The organism is Paraburkholderia sp. RL18-085-BIA-A, assembly GCF_046027075.1.
Classification (GTDB): domain Bacteria; phylum Pseudomonadota; class Gammaproteobacteria; order Burkholderiales; family Burkholderiaceae; genus Paraburkholderia.
Genome location: NZ_JARESU010000007.1, coordinates 118,219 through 137,445, shown reverse-complemented (window position 1 = coordinate 137,445; position 19,227 = coordinate 118,219). Strand labels below are relative to the sequence as shown.

19 protein-coding genes are annotated in these 19,227 nt (G+C 63.9%); 15 read left to right on the top strand and 4 right to left on the bottom strand.

Annotation, left to right across the window (positions count from 1 at the left end):
• The first annotated feature begins 35 nt into the window (after positions 1-35).
• The 5 genes from P0D89_RS07275 to P0D89_RS07255 all read left to right on the top strand — a co-directional run bounded on the left by P0D89_RS07275 (position 36) and on the right by P0D89_RS07255 (position 3,771).
• Positions 36-359 (top strand): (2Fe-2S) ferredoxin domain-containing protein, encoded by a 324-nt coding sequence (locus P0D89_RS07275; RefSeq protein ID WP_408354334.1) that lies wholly within the window; start codon positions 36-38, stop codon positions 357-359.
• Positions 360-367: 8 nt separating this feature from the next.
• Positions 368-1,012: an alpha/beta hydrolase gene (locus P0D89_RS07270; protein ID WP_408376300.1), complete on the top strand. Its 645-nt coding sequence runs from the start codon at positions 368-370 to the stop codon at positions 1,010-1,012.
• Positions 1,013-1,330: 318 nt separating this feature from the next.
• Complete coding sequence (locus P0D89_RS07265; RefSeq protein ID WP_408376299.1) at positions 1,331-2,560, top strand: D-alanyl-D-alanine carboxypeptidase family protein; 1,230 nt, start codon at positions 1,331-1,333, stop codon at positions 2,558-2,560.
• 13 nt (positions 2,561-2,573) lie between these two features.
• Positions 2,574-3,530, top strand: coding sequence for a D-amino acid aminotransferase (locus P0D89_RS07260; RefSeq protein WP_408376298.1), 957 nt, complete (start codon positions 2,574-2,576; stop codon positions 3,528-3,530).
• Positions 3,502-3,771 (top strand): DUF493 family protein, encoded by a 270-nt coding sequence (locus tag P0D89_RS07255; RefSeq protein ID WP_149668558.1) that lies wholly within the window; start codon positions 3,502-3,504, stop codon positions 3,769-3,771. The genes P0D89_RS07260 and P0D89_RS07255 overlap by 29 nt, the downstream gene beginning before the upstream one ends.
• A 21-nt stretch (positions 3,772-3,792) precedes the next feature.
• Here the strand turns inward: P0D89_RS07255 and P0D89_RS07250 are convergent, their stop codons facing one another.
• Positions 3,793-4,761, bottom strand: coding sequence for a transcriptional regulator GcvA (locus tag P0D89_RS07250; RefSeq protein ID WP_408354321.1), 969 nt, complete (start codon positions 4,759-4,761; stop codon positions 3,793-3,795).
• Between the two features lie 98 nt (positions 4,762-4,859).
• Here P0D89_RS07250 and P0D89_RS07245 point away from each other — a divergent pair, with 98 nt between their 5' ends.
• The 3 genes from P0D89_RS07245 (at position 4,860) to lipA (ending at position 7,139) form a co-directional block, all read left to right on the top strand.
• The gene (locus tag P0D89_RS07245; RefSeq protein ID WP_408354318.1) at positions 4,860-5,186 is read left to right on the top strand and encodes a DUF2917 domain-containing protein; all 327 of its coding nucleotides are present in this window, start codon (positions 4,860-4,862) and stop codon (positions 5,184-5,186) included.
• 205 nt (positions 5,187-5,391) lie between these two features.
• Entirely contained in the window at positions 5,392-6,117 is a 726-nt protein-coding gene (gene lipB, locus P0D89_RS07240) for a lipoyl(octanoyl) transferase LipB (RefSeq protein WP_408376297.1), read from the top strand.
• A 14-nt stretch (positions 6,118-6,131) separates the two neighbouring features.
• A complete protein-coding gene (gene lipA / locus P0D89_RS07235; protein ID WP_408376296.1) occupies positions 6,132-7,139 on the top strand; it encodes a lipoyl synthase in 1,008 nt (335 codons plus the stop codon).
• Positions 7,140-7,255: 116 nt separating this feature from the next.
• Here lipA and P0D89_RS07230 read toward each other — a convergent pair whose 3' ends face one another.
• Positions 7,256-7,756, bottom strand: coding sequence for a MarR family winged helix-turn-helix transcriptional regulator (locus tag P0D89_RS07230; RefSeq protein WP_408376295.1), 501 nt, complete (start codon positions 7,754-7,756; stop codon positions 7,256-7,258).
• A gap of 228 nt (positions 7,757-7,984) precedes the next feature.
• Here P0D89_RS07230 and P0D89_RS07225 point away from each other — a divergent pair, with 228 nt between their 5' ends.
• The gene (locus P0D89_RS07225; RefSeq protein WP_408376294.1) at positions 7,985-9,139 is read left to right on the top strand and encodes a M20 aminoacylase family protein; all 1,155 of its coding nucleotides are present in this window, start codon (positions 7,985-7,987) and stop codon (positions 9,137-9,139) included.
• A 36-nt stretch (positions 9,140-9,175) separates the two neighbouring features.
• A complete protein-coding gene (locus P0D89_RS07220; RefSeq protein ID WP_408376293.1) occupies positions 9,176-10,495 on the top strand; it encodes an MFS transporter in 1,320 nt (439 codons plus the stop codon).
• Positions 10,496-10,580: 85 nt separating this feature from the next.
• Here the strand turns inward: P0D89_RS07220 and P0D89_RS07215 are convergent, their stop codons facing one another.
• Positions 10,581-10,868: a helix-turn-helix domain-containing protein gene (locus P0D89_RS07215; RefSeq protein WP_408376292.1), complete on the bottom strand. Its 288-nt coding sequence runs from the start codon at positions 10,866-10,868 to the stop codon at positions 10,581-10,583.
• A gap of 636 nt (positions 10,869-11,504) precedes the next feature.
• On the opposite strand from P0D89_RS07215, the gene ugpQ reads away from it, so the two are divergent.
• From ugpQ to P0D89_RS07195, 4 genes are all read left to right on the top strand, one after another.
• Positions 11,505-12,281, top strand: coding sequence for a glycerophosphodiester phosphodiesterase (gene ugpQ, locus P0D89_RS07210; RefSeq protein WP_408376291.1), 777 nt, complete (start codon positions 11,505-11,507; stop codon positions 12,279-12,281).
• A gap of 442 nt (positions 12,282-12,723) precedes the next feature.
• On the top strand, positions 12,724-14,004 hold the full coding sequence (locus P0D89_RS07205; protein ID WP_408376290.1) for a dicarboxylate/amino acid:cation symporter: 1,281 nt from the start codon (positions 12,724-12,726) through the stop codon (positions 14,002-14,004).
• 48 nt (positions 14,005-14,052) lie between these two features.
• Positions 14,053-16,053 (top strand): sensor histidine kinase, encoded by a 2,001-nt coding sequence (locus tag P0D89_RS07200; RefSeq protein ID WP_408376289.1) that lies wholly within the window; start codon positions 14,053-14,055, stop codon positions 16,051-16,053.
• Between the two features lie 18 nt (positions 16,054-16,071).
• Entirely contained in the window at positions 16,072-17,424 is a 1,353-nt protein-coding gene (locus P0D89_RS07195) for a sigma-54-dependent transcriptional regulator (protein WP_408376288.1), read from the top strand.
• Positions 17,425-17,498: 74 nt separating this feature from the next.
• On the opposite strand, the gene P0D89_RS07190 is transcribed toward P0D89_RS07195, so the two are convergent.
• On the bottom strand, positions 17,499-18,026 hold the full coding sequence (locus tag P0D89_RS07190) for a TlpA disulfide reductase family protein (protein ID WP_408354282.1): 528 nt from the start codon (positions 18,024-18,026) through the stop codon (positions 17,499-17,501).
• Between the two features lie 172 nt (positions 18,027-18,198).
• On the opposite strand from P0D89_RS07190, the gene P0D89_RS07185 reads away from it, so the two are divergent.
• Positions 18,199-18,897, top strand: a complete 699-nt coding sequence (locus P0D89_RS07185; protein WP_408376287.1) for a hypothetical protein — start codon at positions 18,199-18,201, stop codon at positions 18,895-18,897.
• Positions 18,898-19,227: the final 330 nt, after the last annotated feature.

Below are 19,227 nucleotides of genomic sequence, written 5' to 3'. Positions count from 1 at the left end.
CAATGCCCTCCCTTACAGTCTCGCCCCCGGACATCATGGACTCCTTCTACAAGTACCACGTCTTCTTCTGCCTGAATCAGCGCGAACCCGGTGCCGAGCGCCCGAGTTGCGCGAACTGCAACGCGCAGGAAATGCAGGAGTACGCGAAAAAACGCGTGAAGAAACTCGGCCTCGCCGGCCCCGGCCAGGTGCGCATCAACAAGGCCGGCTGCCTCGACCGTTGCGAGCTTGGCCCGACGGTCGTCGTGTATCCCGAAGGCGTCTGGTACACGTATGTCGACGAGAGCGACATCGACGAGATCGTCGACTCGCACCTCGCGAACGGGAAGATCGTCGAGCGTCTGAAAATCGATCAATAAGCATTGCGATGAACGTACATACGAAGAAATATCTGATCGACGGCCCGGTCGGCAAGATCGAGGTCGCGCTGGATCTGCCCGACGAGATGCGCGAGAACGGCGCCGCGCCGCGCGGCATCGCGCTGGTCGCACATCCGCATCCGCTGTTCGGCGGCACGATGGACAACAAGGTCGCGCAGACGCTCGCGCGCACGCTCGTGCAGTTGAACTACGTGACGTATCGCTCGAATTTTCGCGGCGTCGGCGAAACGCAAGGCGAGCACGACGCGGGCATCGGCGAGCGCGACGACCTGCGCGCGGTGCTGGACCACATGCGCGCAGAAGCCGGGCAGCGCGATCTGCCCCTCGTGCTCGCGGGCTTTTCATTCGGCACGTTCGTGCTGTCGCACGTGGCCGCGCAGCTGCGCGAGGAAGGTCAGGAGATCGAGCGAATGGTGCTGGTCGGCACGGCGGCGAGCCGTTGGGACGTCGCGCCCGTGCCGGAAAACACGCTCGTGATCCACGGGGAAACCGACGAGACGGTTCCCATTCAATCCGTTTACGACTGGGCGCGTCCGCAGGAATTGCCGGTGGTCGTGATCCCGGGGGCGGAACATTTTCTGCATCGCAAGCTGCATGTGCTGAAGCGGATCATCGTCGACGCATGGCGATGAGCCGGGCGCCGCGCACGTTTTCCGGGGTACAGGTGCGCGAAAAACGCAAATTAATCGCCGTCCGTTGCGCAAGTTTGGCGGAATAGCACGCGTATAATGAGCGCTCTTTTTTGGGCGCAGCGCCGCCCAGCCGGCAGTTCGCGCGACGCGTAACGTCCTTTCGCGCGCAGCGGTGCCGGTGCGGGGCGCGCTGCGCGAACCGATCGCGTCGCCGGAAGTCCAATGGGCGCCGCGCCGTTTACGGCCAGACGCCCGCTGACCGGCTCCTCCAAACTATGCGCCCTGCGCACGATGTATTTTTCCGCACGAATCGACCCTATGCGTTTCTCCACCACCGGCCGCACGTCATTCCCGTCAGTTGCTTCTTTCGTTCCCGTCAAGCTTAGCCGCGCCGTCACCCTCGGCATCGTGTTGCCGGCGACCCTCGTCGCCAGCAGCGCGTTCGCGCAAGTGCCGCCGCCGGCGGTGAACGCGCGTTCGTGGGTGCTCGTCGACGCCACCAGCAATCAGGTGCTCGCGTCCGGCAATGCCGACGAGCGCGCGGAACCGGCGTCGCTAACCAAGCTGATGACCGCGTATCTCGTCTTCGAAGCACTGCAGACGAAGAAGATCACGATGGACCAGACGGTGATGCCGAGCGAAGCGGTGCGCCGCGTGCACACCGACGAATCGCGCATGTTCATCGAAGCGAACAAGCCGGTGACCGTGCACGATCTGGTGTACGGCATGATCGTCCAGTCGGGTAACGACGCGGCGATCGCGCTGGCCGAACTGGTCGGCGGCAGCGAAGCGCAGTTCGTCAACATGATGAATACCGAAGCGCAGCGCCTCGGCATGAAGAACACCCATTTCGCCGACGTGAACGGCATGCCCGACCCGCAGCACTACACCACGGCGGGCGACCTCGCGGTGCTGTCGGCGCGCCTGATTCGCGACTTCCCCGACTACTACAACATCTTCTCGGTCAAGGAATTCACGTACAACAAGATCAAGCAGCCGAACCGCAATCGCCTGCTGTGGATCGACCCGACCGTCGACGGCCTGAAGACCGGCCACACGCAAGCGGCGGGCTACTGCCTGATCGCAAGCGCCAGGCGTTCGCTGCCGGGCACGACCGACGCGTCGCGCCGCCTCGTCGCGGTGATGATGGGCGAGACCAAGGAGCACGACCGCGTGCAGGACGGCCTGAAGATGCTGAACTACGGCTACACCGCGTACGACACGGTGCGTCTGTACAAGGCGAATCAGGTAGTCGGCACGCCGCGCGTCTACAAGGGTGCGCAGGACAGCGTGCAGATCGGCGTGAAGGGCGACCAGTACATCACCCTGCCGAAGGGCATGGCCGACAAGGTCAAGCCGCAGATCGAGCAGATCGATCCGCTGATCGCGCCGATCGCGAACGGTCAGCAGGTCGGCACCGCGAAGCTGGTGGCCGACGGCAAGGTGCTCGCGCAATTCCCGGTGGTCGCGTTGCAAGCCGTGCCGCAAGCCGGCGTGGTGGGCCGCGTGTGGGATTCGCTGATGCTGATGTTCAACAAGAAGAAGTGAGAGCCCGTTCGCAATGACCGCTGTTTCCGATGTTTCGCTCGACCCGATCGTTTATCTGAACGGCGAGCTGGTGCCGTTGTCCGAAGCGCGCGTGCCGGTTCTCGACCGCGGCTTTATTTTCGGCGACGGCATTTACGAAGTCGCGCCGCTGTACGCGCATGAGGGCGGCCGCACCGCGTTTCGCTTCCCGCAGCACCTCGCGCGGCTCGCGGGCTCGGTCGGCAAGATCGGTATCGCCAATCCGTTCGACGACGCCGGCTGGCGCGAACTGATCGAGCGCGTGGTTGCGGCAAATGAGGCGGACGGCGGTCTGCCGGCAGATCAGGACGCGATTGCCTATATTCAGGTCACGCGCGGCGTGGCGAAGCGCGGCCACGCGTTTCCGGCCGGCGTCCAGCCGACCGTGTTCGTGATGGTCACGCCGCTGCATCTGCCGGACGCCGCGCAGCGCGCGCAAGGCGTGCCCTGCGTGAGCGCCGAAGATCGCCGCTGGCTCAATTGCGATATCAAGTCGGTGTCGTTGCTGGGCAACGTGCTGATGGCGCAATACGCGGCCGAAAACGACGCGTTCGAGACGATCCAGTTTCGCGACGGCATGTTGACCGAAGGGTCGTCGTCGAATGTGTGGATGGTGAAGGGCGGCGTGTTGTCGGCGCCGCCGCGCAGCCGCAAGATTCTCGAAGGGATTCGCTACGGTCTGATCGAAGAGCTGACCGGCGAATGCGGGATCCGCTTCGAAGCGCGTGAGATCAGCGAAGCCGAGTTGCGCGCGGCCGATGAGATCATTGTCAGTTCGGCCACCAAGGAAGTGCTGCCGGTCACGCGGCTCGATGGTCAACCGGTCGGCGAGGGCAAGCCGGGCGCGGTCTTTGCGGCGCTGTACGCGGCGTATCAGCGAGCCAAGGCCAAGGAAGTGCAACGAGCGCAGCAAGGAGTAGAGAATGAATCCCGCGAACGACTCACTGTTTGATTTCCCCTGCGATTTCCCGATCAAGATCATGGGCAAATCGCACCCGGAGTTCGCCGAAACCATCATCACGGTGGTGCGCCAATTCGACGGCGAAGTCGATGCGTCGCGCGTCGAAACGCGGCCGTCCAGCGGCGGCAACTACACGGGCCTGACGGTCACTGTGCGCGCCACGAGCCGCGAGCATCTCGACGATATCTATCGCGCGCTGACCGGCCATCCGATGGTCAAAGTGGTGCTTTAACGCATCGCGCGATACTTCGTGTCACAGCGCGACGCGCAACGCGTTAGCCGCCAGACCTGCGCTTGCGGCGGGCCCCGCCTCGCAAGCCCGGTCGAACAACTGCTTGAACCTTCCCACCTCGTCGAATACCCAGTCGCGGAACGCCTTGACCCGGGCGGTTTCCAGCATTGGTGGCGGGCAGATGAAGTAGTACTGCCACGGGCTCGGGCAATCTACGTCGAATAGCCGCACGAGGCGGCCCGCGGCGATCTCGTGCATCGCCAGCGAGCGGCGGGTGAGCGCGACCCCCTGACCGTCGATCGCGGCCTGCAGCAGATTCGACGAATCCTGGTAAAGCACGCCGCGCTTCGGCTCCGGCCAGTCGCTGAGGCCGGCGGCGTCGAACCACGGGCGCCAGAGTTCGTCGTCGGAACGCAGCAGCGGGACTTTGGCGAGATCCGCCGGCGTTTTCGGCAGCTCGCCGCCGTTGAAATTCGGCGCGCAGGCCGGAAAGAAAATCTCCTCCAGCAACAGCTCCGCATGCAGCCCCGAATACTTGCCGAAGCCGAAACGGATCGCCACGTCGACGTCGTCGCGCGCGAAGTCCGTTAGCGCATTGGTGGACAGCAGTTCCAGATCCCATTGCGGATGCGCCTCGATGAAGCTGCCGATGCGCGGTGTCACCCAGCGCGCCGCGAACGACGACAGCATTGATACCACGAGGCGCCGCTCGCGGTCGCCGGCGCGGATTTCGCGGGTGGCGTCGGCGAGCGCCATCAGCGCGGTGCGCACGTGCGTGGCGTAGCGCCGGCCGGTTTCGGTGAGCCGCACGCGTTTGCCGTCGCGGGCGAACAGCGAGACGCCCAGTTCGGCCTCGAGCGCGCGAATCTGATGGCTGACGGCGCCGTGGGTGACGAAAAGCTCGTCGGCGGCGCGCGAGAAGCTCTCGTGGCGGGCGGCGGCCTCGAATGCCTTGATCGCGTTCAGGGCGGGCAGTTGACGGAGGTCCATCGCAATATTTCTCACATAGAGGTGAAAATTGATCGTTTTGCGTAAACCCTTGCTACGCCTACGATTGTAGCCATGAAACGATTTTTGGCGAGGGCATTATGCGAGAAATTTCCTCTAGCATCGCGTTTGAAATCCGTAACGGCGAAACGCTGCCGATGAAGGTCGCCCGCAGCACCAAGCTGGTCGTGCATGGCGGGGCGATCTGGGTCACGCGCAGCGACGATACCGAAGACTACTGGCTGCAGCCCGGCCACACGCTGCGGCTGCGGCGCGGCGAGCGGCTCTGGCTGAGCGCCGAGGGCAGCACGCACGCGAAGGTCGCGTTTTCCGTGCCGACGCGTTGCGACGAGCGCGCGCTGAACTGGCTCGCGCGGATTGGCGAACGGCTGCTGATGCGCTTGCGAGGCGGCTGGCGCACGGTTTGAGGCGGTAGGGCGGCGGCGCGCGGGTTCGGTGAGATGGCGCGCCAGAGTGCGGCCATGAGCGGCGTACCTGGGCGTCGATCCAGCCATGAACGCCGCCCATCCGCACGCTAATCAACCCGGGCCGCGGCCACTCCGTCGCCGCCAGGCATCCCCGATGCGGTCACGTCGGGCGCGGATTCCCAGATTTCGGTAAACTGCCGGGATCATGTGCGCCACCCCGGTTTCTCCGTCTTCCTTGCCCGCCACGGCGCCGCTTACGCTGCGCTGGCGCGGCAGCGAACCCTACGAAGTCAGTTTCGAAGCAATGCGCGCGTTCACCGACGCCCGCACCGCTGACACCCCCGACGAAATCTGGCTGGTCGAACACCCCCCCGTCTTCACGCTAGGCCAGGCCGGCGATCCTGCCCACCTGCTGGCCGCCGACAGCGGCATCCCGCTGGTCAAGGTCGATCGGGGCGGCCAGATCACGTATCACGGGCCCGGCCAGGTGGTTGCCTACCTGCTGCTCGATTTGCGCCGCCGCAAGCTGATGGTGCGCGAGATGGTCACGCGGATCGAGCAGGCCGTGATCGACACCCTGGCGGCGTATAATCTCGCCGGAGAACGCAAGGCGGGCGCCCCCGGCATCTACGTGGCGCCCGGCCCGGACGAAGGCCTCCACGCCGGCGCCAAGATCGCGGCGCTCGGTTTGAAAATCCGTAACGGCTGTAGCTATCACGGCGTGAGCCTGAACGTGAAGATGGACTTGCGGCCGTTTCTGGCCATCAATCCATGCGGCTACGCGGGGCTCGAAACGGTCGACATGGCAACGCTCGGCGCTGCCGCCGGCTGGGACGACGTGGCCCGCACCCTGGCAGCACGCCTCACCGCAAACCTCGACGGCAGTCCCGCGGCCGTCGCCCAATCACAGGCCGGTGCGCTCACCGCCTGACTGGACCCGAACGAATGACTGACGTTACCGCGAACCTCGCAGCTTCTCCCGCGCCCGAAGGCGTGCCGGCTTCCGCCGCTGCCTACGACGCCACTGCGAAGCAGAAGGCGCAAGCCAAAACCGCCCGTATCCCGATCAAGATCGTCCCGATCGAAAAGCTGAAGAAGCCGGACTGGATTCGCGTCAAAGCGGCAACCGGCAATTCCCGCTTCTACGAAATCAAGCAGATTCTGCGCGAGCACAATCTGCATACGGTGTGCGAAGAGGCGAGCTGCCCGAACATCGGCGAATGCTTCGGCAAGGGCACCGCGACCTTCATGATCATGGGCGACAAGTGCACGCGCCGCTGCCCGTTCTGCGACGTCGGCCACGGCCGTCCCGATCCGCTCGACGCGGAAGAACCGGGCAACCTCGCGCGCACCATCGCCGCGCTGAAGCTGAAGTACGTGGTGATCACCAGCGTCGACCGCGACGATCTGCGTGACGGCGGCGCCGCGCATTTCGTCGAATGCATTCGTCAGACGCGTGAGCTGTCGCCGGAAACGCGCATTGAAATTCTGACGCCGGACTTCCGCGGCCGTCTGGACCGCGCGATCGGCATTCTGAACGCCGCGCCGCCCGATGTGATGAACCACAACCTCGAAACGGTGCCGCGTCTGTACAAGGAAGCGCGTCCGGGTTCGGACTACGCGCATTCGCTGAAGCTGCTGAAGGACTTCAAGGCTCTGCATCCGGAAGTCGCCACCAAGTCGGGCCTGATGGTCGGTCTTGGCGAAACCGAAGAAGAAATCCTGCAAGTGATGCGCGATCTGCGCGAGCACGACGTGGACATGCTGACGATCGGCCAGTATCTGCAGCCGTCGGAACACCATCTGCCGGTGCGCTCGTACGTGCATCCGGACACCTTCAAGATGTACGAGGAAGAAGCGTACAAGATGGGCTTCACGCACGCGGCAGTGGGCGCGATGGTTCGTTCGAGCTATCACGCCGATTTGCAGGCGCATGGGGCGGGCGTGGTCTGAAGGTTTTGGCCCCGTTGGTTTGAGTATCAGGAAAGCCCGCACGTGTTGCGGGCTTTTTTTATGGGCCCGGCGCCTGCTCGGAGCGCCTCAGCCCAATCGATCGCGTTGCAAATCCGTCAGTCGGCGGATTTTGCACCTTCGCGTTGAGCCGAAGCGCGAAACGCCCCGACAAGCTTGTCGACGATCCGGTCGAGCACCGCGTGCTCGTCGTCGCTGAGTACGGACAACAACTCCGCTTCCAGTGTCCGCCCCAGTTCGTCGCTGGCCGCGCGCGTGCGTTTGCCGGCGGCAGTCGGCCATAGCTGGAAATGGCGCGCATCGTCCGGATGGATGGTCCGCCGCACCTGCTTGCGCTCGATCAGGTCCGCCATCACCTTGGACAGCAGCGTCTTTTCAATCAAGGTCTGCTCCCGCACCGCCGTCGCCGTGATGCCCGGTTCATCGCAGATGATCCGCAGCACGCGCAGCGAGCGCACGTCGAAGCCGCACGCGGGTTTGTACACCGCATTGGCGCGGCTGATCATCTCGCTCTTGATCAGGTCCAGTTTGAACGTGAGGTATTGCGCAAACTTCATGTCTTGGGCAGCGACGCTGGTCTTCGGTTTGGCAGATGGCATACCGCTTCGGGTTATCCGGTTCAGTTTGGGTGAGGGGAAGCGCCTGGGGCGCCGCACATGCTGGCGCCCGCATCAATCCCGATGATAGACGAACCTTCGTTGCCGCACATATCTGTACGTAAAATCACTAGTTGAAACTTTCAACTATTAAAGTATCTTTGTGAAACGGGATTCGCCCCGCGTCGGCGAGGGCGAGGCCACATACATCATGTTTCAAGGGATGCAGGCATGCAGACAAACGTGGAGTGGGTTGCGCTCGCTGAATCGATGCGGAAATGGCGGCGCGATATTCACCGTCATCCGGAGCTTGGCTTTAACGAGCATCGCACCGCCGAAATGGTTGCCAACCTGCTGACCAGTTGGGACATCGAGGTCCAGACCGGGGTCGGCGGAACGGGCGTGGTCGGCACGATTCGCGGTACGCTGGGGGCGGGTCCGTCGATCGGGCTGCGCGCGGACATGGACGCGCTGCCGATGCAGGAGAAGGGCACCGTGGCGCACCGCTCGACGCACGACAACATCTTCCACGGCTGCGGTCACGACGGCCACACGGCTATTCTGCTGGGCGTCGCGAAGCACCTGTCGGCGCATCGCGCGTTTCGCGGCACAGTCCATCTGATCTTCCAGCCCGCCGAAGAAACTTTGCGCGGCGGCTCGGAGATGATGCGCGACGGCCTGTTCGAGCGGTTTCATTGCGACGAGATCTACGCGCTGCACAACAACAACGCGCTGCCGGCGGGTAAGGTCGGCGTGCGCAGCGGCGCAATTCTGTCGGCCTGCGATCTCTTCAGGATCAGTATTCAGGGTGTCGGCAGCCACGCCGCGATGCCGCACCGGTCGGTCGATCCGCTGATGATCGGCGCGGCCATCGTGCAATCGATTCAGAGCATCGTGAGTCGCAATATCGATCCACTGGATACCGCCGTCGTCAGCGTCTGCAAGTTCAACGCGGGTACTGCGATCAACGTGATCACGGATACAGCGGTGCTGGAAGGGACCGTGCGCACGCTGTCGGTCGCCGCGCAGGAACTGACGTTGAAGCGCCTGCGCGACATCTGCGACGGGGCGGCGCGCATGTACGGATGCACGGTGGAGTTCGAGCATCTGCAAAGCTCACCGCCCACCGTCAACACGCCCGAGCAGACCGAAGTGGTGCGGGCCGCCGCTGAACACGTGCTCGGCGTCGACAACGTGATCCCAAACGTGGCGCCGCTGATGGCATCCGAAGACTTTGCGTTCATGTTGCAGCAGCGCCCGGGCTCGTACTTCTTCCTGGGCCACGACGGTTTGACCTGCCATCACCCGGAATTCGATTTCGACGACGACACTGCGCCTTCTGGCGCGGCGGTGTTCGTCGAAATCGTACGGCGTCGGCTGGGTTAGACCCGCGCGCCATTCACCCCATCAAGGAGAACAGGAATGTCCGCTAACCCCATGCCGTCGCCGGCGATGGTGAGAAAGGTGGTGATTGCCTCCATTCTCGGCAACGCGTTCGAGTGGTTCGACTTCGCTATCTACGGGCTGTTTGCGGCGACCATCGCGCGGCTGTATTTCCCGGCCGACAACCCGCTCGCCTCCCTGATGCTGACGCTGGCGACCTTCGGCATCGGGTTTGCCGTGCGTCCGCTCGGCGGCGTGCTGTTGGGCCTGTATGGAGACAGGGTGGGGCGCAAGAAGGCGCTGTCGGTCACGATCGCGTTGATGGCGGTCGGCACCGGCATGATCGGCTTGCTGCCGACCTATGCCGCAATCGGCGTCGCCGCTCCGATCCTGATGGTGCTGGCGCGGATGATTCAGGGCATTTCAGCCGGCGGCGAGTTTAGCGGTGCAACCACGATGCTGGTGGAATTCGCGCCGGCTCACCGTCGCGGTTTCTTCGGTAGCTTCCAGATGTGTTCGCAGGCGCTGGCGTTTTCGCTGGGGGCGGCGGTGGCGTATCTGCTCACCACGCGGCTCGACGCGGGGCAACTGGAAAGCTGGGGCTGGCGCCTGCCGTTTCTGGTCGGCATCCTGATCGGACCGGTGGGGTGGATCATCCGTTCGAGGGTCGACGAATCGCCGGAGTTTCTTGCTTATCGCCGCGCCGCGACCACCACGACCGAAAAGGCCACGCGCACACCGCTGCGCGACCTCGTGCGAAAGTATCCGCGCGAGATGATCTCCAGCACCGGCATTTGCGTAGTGGGCACGGTCTCCGCGTACGTGTTCGTGTTCTTCCTGCCGATCTTCGCGAAGCAGCGGCTCGGCATCGCGGCGGCGGACGCCAATCTCGCCACCTTTCTCGGCACCGCGGTGATCCTGCTGTGTTGTCCGCTGGGCGGGTATCTGTCCGACCGCTACGGACGCAAGGCGGTACTGCTGCCGGGAATGCTGGGCTACGGTGTCGCTGCGTGGGTCTTCTTCCATCACTTCATCGCCGCGCCTTCGTTCCAGTCGCTGGTGATGTTGCAAGTGGGCGTCTCGTTCTTCATGAGCTTTATGTGGGCGCCTGTGCCGATCGTATTGACTGAAGTGTTTCCGGTGGGCGTGCGCTCCACAGGGGCCGCGCTGACGTACAACCTGGCGGTGCTGCTGTTCGGCGGCCTCGCGCCGTTCATCAACACGTGGCTCGTCAAGGTGACGGGCAGCAACACCGCGCCGTTGTACTACGTGCTGTTCAGCCTGTTGATCGGAGTGGTGAGCACGCTTCTCCTTCTTGAACTCGGTGCAGGCAGGCTGCGGACGCGGGCGGCATCGTAGGCGCAATAGCGGTGCGTGGGTGAGCGCTGCCCGCTGCCACGCAGCGCGACGGGTGGCGGCCGAACCGGCCGCGACCTGCGATTACCTACACCCGCAGACCTCGGCTCTTGAGCCGATAAACAAGCTGAGGCCGCGTAATTCCCAACGTGCGCGCCGCAGCCGACAGATTGCCTTGCGCGCGCTGCACGGCGCTTTTAAGCAGCGCGGTTTCGATATCGTCGAGCGAGGTCGGTTCGAGATCGCCGCTGATCCCCATCAGCAGACTGTTCACCTTTCTGGCGACGCGCTCGATTTCCGCGTCGGGCGTGCCGGCGCTCTGGTCCAGCAAGGAACCGGTCGGCGTCAACGCGCCGTCGGTGCCAAGGCCGAACATCGTTCACGCCGCGGCGAACGAACTGCATGCCCTTGAACCGTTTTGCGGTTGCAGCAGGATGCGGCTCGCCGCTTGTTGGTGATTTTCCAGTCTGGCGTCGATGTCATGTTGAGAAATATGACGCCGCAGCTATAGATTAGTTAGGGTAACGAATGAAGAGGCAGTGAATATGACGCGGCTATGATTGCGGCCATAATCAGAGATCCCCACCTCAAACTTTTGCCGGGTGCTTCGTCACCTTGACTGTAAGTTGGGTGACGCATTGAATCGGCAGCCCAGCAACGCGCGAATTCTCTGGTGACGGTCTTCCTGCCACATGCATTTCCCCCGATGAGAGCGCGCGCCGATGCGATCTGAGCGTACTACTTGAGCCGGATGGTGTTGTATTTTTGGGGAGCCTGTAGATTTGTACATTCCGAGCTGGCGTGCATTCAGCCTGAACTTCAAGAATCGAGGTGCAGCGATTGCTATCGCCGCGTTCGCCGACGCGCGATACTACGGCCGGGCACTCGCGCGTGAAGGCGGCACGCTGCGGCGCGCGCATCACGCATGGTGGTGCCGGAGGCAATGGTGGTGACGGTGGCCGGCACTGCGCCGAGTGCAAACTCAACCGCTCTATCTGGAAGGTAACGAGACGTGGCAAATGGGATTGATCGCGGTTCATCCGCACAATGGCCGTATCCGCGCCTGATCGCGCATCGCTGCGGCGGCACGCTGGCGCCGGAGAACACGCTGGCCGGCTTTGACGCCTGTGTGCGCCACGGCTATCGGATGGTCGAATTCGACGCCAAGCTCTCGGCCGACAACCAGCTCTTCCTGCTGCACGACGACACGCTCGAGCGCACCACCAACGGCCACGGCGCCGCAGCCGACCACACCTGGCAGCAACTCGCCGCGCTCGACGCCGGCACCTGGCGCGGAGCGCAATTCGCCGGCGTGCGCCTCGCGACTCTCGCGGACGCGGCGCAGCGATGCGCGCGCGACGGCATTGCCGCCAACATCGAGATCAAGCCGTGTCCGGGCCGCGACGCACTGACGGGCACGCTGGTGGCAAGCGGCGCGTCGACATTGTGGCAAGGACAAACGCCGCCGTTGCTGTCGTCATTTTCGTTCGACGCGCTGGCCGCGGCGCGAGACGCCGCGCCGTCGCTGCCGCGCGGCATGCTGTTCGAACAGGTGCCTGCGGACTGGTTGCGCATCGTGCGCGAACTGGACTGTGTGTCGCTGCACGCGAGCCACCGGTATCTGAGCGAGCCGCTGGTCGCGCAAATCCGTGCCGCGGGGCTGCGCGTGCTGGCCTACACGGTGAACGATCCCGCGCGTGCACAACTGCTTGCGCAATGGGGCGTCGATATGATCTGCACAGATCGCCTCGACCTGTTGCCGCACGACATGCTTGCCATGCGTCCATGAAATGCTGGAGTCGATCGAGCCGCCGCAGCGCGGCGAGCGTCGTCGATACGCCAAACGCCGCCCCGGACCTACCGGGCACGCATGCTCATGCCCGTCGGGGTTTTCCCGAAGACATCGCCTCGATGAATTCCGGATTCCCCGACAGCGTCCGTCCGGATTTCCGGAATCCCGGACGGTACACGTGTTGATGAGATAAAAACCCAATATAAATCAACTGGATAGGCGACTCACCCAGCTGGCATCGACCTTGCGAAATAAACTACGTGGCCGCAACGGTCCGACAACTAAAGCTAGGAGACAACGATGTCCGATTTCCCTTCCCAGTACTTTTGAATTCGTCGTCTTGTCGCGGCCTATTGCCGTGCACGGGCGTGACGAATCCTCGTTCGCGTGATGCGCAGTGTGGCAGGCCTTGAGCTCACCTCCCCAAGCAGGAACCATCGTGAAGAAACCTTTCTATAAAGTGCTGTACGTCCAGGTGATCGTGGCGATCGTCATCGGCATCGCACTCGGGCACTACTACCCGAACCTCGCCGTCGACATGAAGCCGCTCGGCGACGGCTTCATCAAGCTGATCAAGATGGTGATCGGGCCGATCATCTTCTGCACGGTGGTCACGGGTATCGCCGGCATGGAAGACATGAAGAAGGTCGGGCGCGTGGGCGGCAAGGCGCTGCTGTATTTCGAAATCGTCTCGACCTTCGCGCTGGTGCTCGGCCTGTTCGCCACCCACCTGCTGAGGCCCGGCGCGGGCTTCAACATCGACCCGGCCACGCTCGACGGCAAGGCAGTCGCGTCGTATGCCGCGAAGGCGCACGGTCAGACCACCGTCGACTTCCTGATGCACCTGATCCCGGACACGCTCTCGTCGGCTTTCGCGCAAGGCGAAATCCTGCAGATCCTGCTGATCGCGCTGCTGTTCGGCGCGGTGCTCGCGACGGCCGGTGAGAAGGGCAAGGTCGTGACGAACTTCATCGAGGGTCTGTCGCACGTGCTGTTCGGCGTCGTGCGCATCATCACGAAGCTGGCGCCGATCGGCGCGTTCGGCGCGATGGCGTTCACCATCGGCAAGTACGGCATCGGCTCGCTGCTGCCGATGCTCAAGCTGATCGGCACGTTCTATCTGACCTCGATCGTGTTCGTGGTGGTGGTGCTCGGCATCATCGCGCGCTTCGTGGGCTTCAATATCCTTCGCTTCGTTGCGTACATCAAGGAAGAGATGCTGATCGTGCTCGGCACGAGCTCGTCCGAAGCCGCGCTGCCGCAACTGATGCTGAAGCTCGAAAAGCTCGGCTGCTCGCGCTCGGTGGTGGGCCTCGTGGTGCCGACCGGCTATTCGTTCAACCTCGACGGCACCAACATCTACATGACGATGGCCGTGCTGTTCATCGCCCAGGCGACCAACACCGAGCTCACGTGGATGCAGCAGCTCACGCTGCTGGCGGTAACCATGTTGACTTCGAAGGGCGCGAGCGGCGTGACGGGCGCGGGCTTCATCACGCTGGCCGCGACGCTGGCAGTGGTGCCGACCATTCCGCTGTCGGGCATGGTGCTGATTCTCGGCATCGACCGCTTCATGAGCGAATGCCGCGCGCTGACCAACATCGTCGGCAACGGCGTGGCGACGGTGGTGGTGTCGGCATGGGAAAAGGAGCTGGACCGCAGTAAGCTGAATGCCGCATTGCGCGGCGACGTGGTGGTCAAAGAACCGGCCGGCGTCTAAGCCGCGCGCCGGCTCAGAGTCCTACCTTAACGGTTGCGGACGCCCGCTATGAAACCGGGTGCTCCGCGCCGATCCACTGCGCCGCCGGCCAGCGAAGCTAGCGCCGGGGGCGCGCCACCTTATGCCACAATGTCCGATCCCTACCGAACGGACATGACTAACGTGACGCGCCGCCTGCTGATCCTCTTCGCGCTCGTTGCCGGGCTCGCGGCGGCATGCTGGCTGACCTACAGCATCGCGTGGCAAAGCGGGATCGACAACTTGCGGCGCAATGCGGCCGTGCGCGTCGAGCGCACCGCCATCGCGCTGAAAAGCACGCTCGAGCGCTACGAATCGCTGCCGTATCTGCTCGCTGAGCATCCCATCGTGCAGGACGTGCTCGTCGATCCCACTCCGGCCAACGTCAAGCGCGCCAATCTCTATCTCGAAGACCTCAACCGTCATGCGCGGGCGACGGTCACGTACATCATTCCGCGCGACGGCTACTGCGTCGCCGCGAGCAACTGGCGCGGGCCGGGCAGCTTCATCGGCGCGGGCTATCAGTTCCGGCCGTATTTTGTCGATGCGATCGACGGCCGCGTGGGGCGCTTCTTCGGCATCGGCACGATTTCGCAGGCGCCGGGCTATTACATCTCGCAGCCGGTGCGGCGCGACGGCCAGATCGTCGGCGTGGCGGTCGTCAAACTCGATCTCGAATGGTTTCAGGGCGCGGATGCGTCCGAGCCGCTCGTCGTCACCGACGATCACGGTGTGATCTTTCTGTCGTCGGTGCCGGCGTGGAAGTACCACACGATACGGCCGCTATCCGGGCCGGTCGCCGATTCGATCTACCAGGCGCGTCAATACGCGCAGCAGCCGATCGCTCCGCTGCCGGTGACAATCGAGCGCACGCTCGAAGGCAATGCGCAGATCGTGCGCATCGGCGGCGGCCGCCAGGCGCCGCGCTATCTCGCGTCGCGGCGCAGCATGGGCGAGCCGGACTGGCATCTGATCACGATGTCGCCCGTCGATCCGGTCGACGCCGACGCACGCAAGGCGACCATCGTCACTGGTTTCGGCTATCTCTCGATCGTGCTGCTGGCGTTCTACTGGCGCATGCGCCGCGCTCGCGTACATGAAGTGATGCGTAGCCGCGCGTTGTTGCAAAAGGCCTACGCGGAACTGAACCAGCGCGTCGCCGAACGCACCGCGGACCTTTCCGAGGCAAACGAACAGTTGCAAAAGGAAGTGGCCGAACGCACGCGCGCCGAACAGGAATTGCGCGCCGCGCACGACGAGCTGATCCAGGCGAGCAAGCTCGCCGCGCTCGGTCAGATGGCTGCCGGCATCACGCATGAACTGAATCAGCCGCTCGCAGCATTGCGGGGTTTCTCCGACAACACACGCGTGCTGCTCGAACGCGGCGACCAGGCGTCGGCGCGCGAGAATCTCGAAGCGATCGCGGCGCTCACCGAGCGCATGGGCAAGATCACCAATCAGTTGAAGCTGTTCGTCGGCCGGGCGCGGCCGCGCAATGCGCGCGCGCCGGTCGTGCGGGCGCTGCGCAACGTCGTCGGGTTGCTGCAGAAGCGCTTGCAGGGAGTCGAAGTCGAGTTCACCTTGCTCGATGCGGCGAGCGGCACGCGCACGCCGCTCAGTCTCGCCGACGACCATCCCGAACTGATTGCGAATTGCGACGATCTGCGGCTCGAACAGGTGCTGATCAACCTGCTCGGCAATGCACTCGACGCGACCGCCGGCATGAGCCCGCCGCGCATCGTGGTCGAGATCGAAGCCGCGCAGGAGAGCCTGTCATTCGCGGTGAACGACAACGGCCCCGGCATTCCCGACGATGTCCTGCCGCGCCTGTTCGAACCGTTCTTCACGACCAAGGAGATGGGCCAGGGCTTGGGCCTCGGCCTTGCGATCTCCTCGTCGATCGCACGCGATTGCGGCGGCACGCTGATCGCGCGCAACGCGCCGGACGGCGGTGCACTATTCGTGTTGACGCTGCGCCGCGCGCGCGTGCAAACGAACCACCCGGCAGACCCGCTGACCACGGGTTCCTGAATCAAGATGGAAAACGCCATGCTGAACCACGGCCTGCAAGTGCTGTATATCGAAGACGACGAACTGGTGCGGCGCGCCAGCGTGCAGAGTTTGCAACTGGCGGGCTTCGACGTGATCGGCCACGCGTCGGTGGAGTCCGCGGCGAAGATGATCAGCGCGGATTTCTCCGGCGTGATCGTCAGCGACATTCGCCTGCCCGGCGCGAGCGGTCTCGATCTGCTCGCGCAGTGCCACGAGCGCGCGCCCGACGTGCCGGTGATCCTGGTCACGGGCCACGGCGATATTTCGATGGCCGTGCAGGCGATGCGCGACGGCGCGTATGACTTCATCGAAAAGCCATTCGCGTCCGAGCGGCTGATCGAAACCGTGAGGCGCGCGTTGGAGCGCCGCAAGCTGGTGCTGGAAAACCTCGCGTTGCGCCGAGAGTTGGCCGGGCAGGGCACGGTGGCGCCGCGGATCATCGGCCGCAGTCCCGCGATCGAACAGGTGCGGCGGCTGATCGCGAACATCGCACCGACCGACGCGTCCGTGCTGATCAATGGCGACACCGGTGCGGGCAAGGAGTTGATCGCGCGCAGTCTGCATGAGTTGTCGCCGCGGCGTGACAAGCCGTTCATCGCGGTGAACTGCGGCGCACTGCCGGAGCCGATGTTCGAGTCGGAGATGTTCGGCTACGAACCGGGCGCGTTCACGGGCGCGGCGAAACGGCGGATCGGCAAGCTTGAACATGCGTCGGGCGGCACGCTGTTTCTCGACGAGATCGAGAGCATGCCGCTCGCGTTGCAGGTCAAGCTGCTGCGCGTGCTGCAGGACGGCGTGCTGGAGCGGCTCGGCTCGAACCAGCCGATTCGTGTGAATTGCCGCGTCGTCGCCGCAGCCAAAGGCGATATGGCCGAGCATGTCGCGGACGGTTCGTTCCGGCGCGATCTGCTGTACCGGCTGAATGTGGTGACGATCGCGTTGCCGCCGTTGGGCGAGCGTCGTGAGGACATCGTGCCGCTCTTCGAACACTTCCTGCTGGATGCGGCGGTGCGCTATCAGCGGCCCGCGCCGATCCTCACCGATCGCCAGCGCGCGAGCCTGATGCAGCGCGACTGGCCCGGCAACGTGCGGGAACTGCGCAATGCCGCCGATCGCTTCGTGCTCGGCGTCGCGGACGATCCGGTCATGTCCTTCGCCGACGACGACGCGGCCACGCAGCCGTTGAAGGAGCGCGTCGAGCAATTCGAGCGGGCGATGATTGCGCAAGCGTTGGAGCAGGCGGGCGGCGTGGTCGCGGTGGCGGCGGACAAGCTGCAGCTCGGCAAAGCCACGCTCTACGAGAAGATCAAGCGATATGGCCTCGCGGCCAAAGGGGAAGGAGAGCGCTGACGAGTGACGGCGCCGGCGGCACGAGGCGAAGCCGGCGCGTTTGAATCTGATCAGTTCAGAATGGCTGGCTGGCGTTATGCCTTCAGCGCTTTTTCCAGCAACTGGTTGAGTTCCGCGAACTGCGGCTCACCGACGTAGCGCTTCAGAATCTTGCCGTCCTTGTCGATCAGGAACGTGGTCGGCGTGAGTTGCACGTTGCCGAACTGCTTGGCGGCCGAGCCGTCGTCCATCGCAACCTTGAACGGCAACTGGCGAGTTTGCGTGTAATTGGTCACATACATCGGCGCGTCGTAATTCATTGCGACGGCGACGAATTCGAGGCCCTGCCCCTTGAAGCGGTTATAGGTCTCGACCATCTGCGGCATTTCCTTCATGCAGGTGTCGCAATTCGTTGCCCAGAAGTTGACGAGGTAGACCTTGCCTTTGAGGTCGGCGGTCGTGACCTTCTGTCCGGACAGCAGTGTGAAGGTCGCATCGGGCACGTGCTGTTGGCCGGCAAACGCGAAGTATCCAGCGACGGCCAGCGCGATGGCCACGGCAGCCGCGATGAGGTAGCGAAGCGGGTTCGCGCGCCGGGCGGCGGTGGAAGGATTGGAGTTCATGAACAGAACCTCGGGAGTCGCGCGGAGTGCGCGGGACAGTGGGTCGGTTGGGGCGCTAGCCCCGGTGCTGAATGGCGTCGCTATTGTAGCTCCATTCCGCTGGCGCAGCAGGAGCGAGGCCGGCAGCGGATAATAGGGTTTTACGTTCTGGTCAGTCCGATCTTCTGTCCCCATGTTCCGAACTGCTTGCAGCGGTAGCCGCCGCGTATGTCATTTTCTGTCCCGAATCCCTTTGTGTTTTGTCTCTGGTCACGGGTGCCGGCGTGGTCCGTTAGCTGAGAGCCGGCCGGTTGCCTCGTCAGGCGCTGGTTCGCCTTCGCTGCTGCAGCGGGCGCGCGCAGGACTCGGCGCCGCGGCGTGCACCTTGGCGCTTGGCGTCGCGCTGAGCGCCTGCTCGCCGACTTTCGACTGGCGCACCGTCATGAACAACGACAACGGCTACACCGTCGACTTTCCGGCGAAGCCGGGCAACGATCAGCGCGCGGTGCAAATCGACGGCGCGCCGATGCAGATGGCGATGCAGACGGCAGAGGCCGGCAACGCCGTGTTTGCGGTCGGCACCGTGATGTTGCCGGACGACCACGAAGCCACCCAGCGCGCCGCGCTCGATTTCCTGCGCGACGGCCTCGCCCGCAACGTAGGCGCGGCGCCGGACGCGCATGCGGTGCAAATCCCGCTCGCCGCGGGCGGCAAGGTGTTGGGCCTCGAAATGAAGCTGAGCGGCGAGGCGGGCTCGCAGCACGAAATGCGCACCGTCTACGCGCGGCTGGCGGCGCGCGGACGGCATGTCTACCAGGCGGCGATCATCGCTTCCAAACCGTTGCCGCAGGAACAGGTCGACCAGTTTTTTTCGTCGTTCCAGTTGTATTGAAATCGGCATTTTTGGCCGATTCGGCGCGCGCTGGATTGTCGCTGACAGTGAAAGTTCCTTCGCAGCATCACGCGCTAATTCCCGGTTTACGTTGAAGTTTTCCACTTCCGCGAAGTGCCTGTGGATAACTCTGTTGAGAACTCGCCGCCATTTGCCGCAGATGCCCATCCCGTGGGCATTCTGTCAGCGCCCGCCTGCTTCGGACGTTTTAAAAAACTCAATCAAATCAAAGGCTTTTCTGGACGTCTTTCGATCCGCCTTTCAGATGTATCAAAATATATCGGGAGCGCGTAGATGTGCATAAGTCAAGTCTTGACAGCATATTTTTCT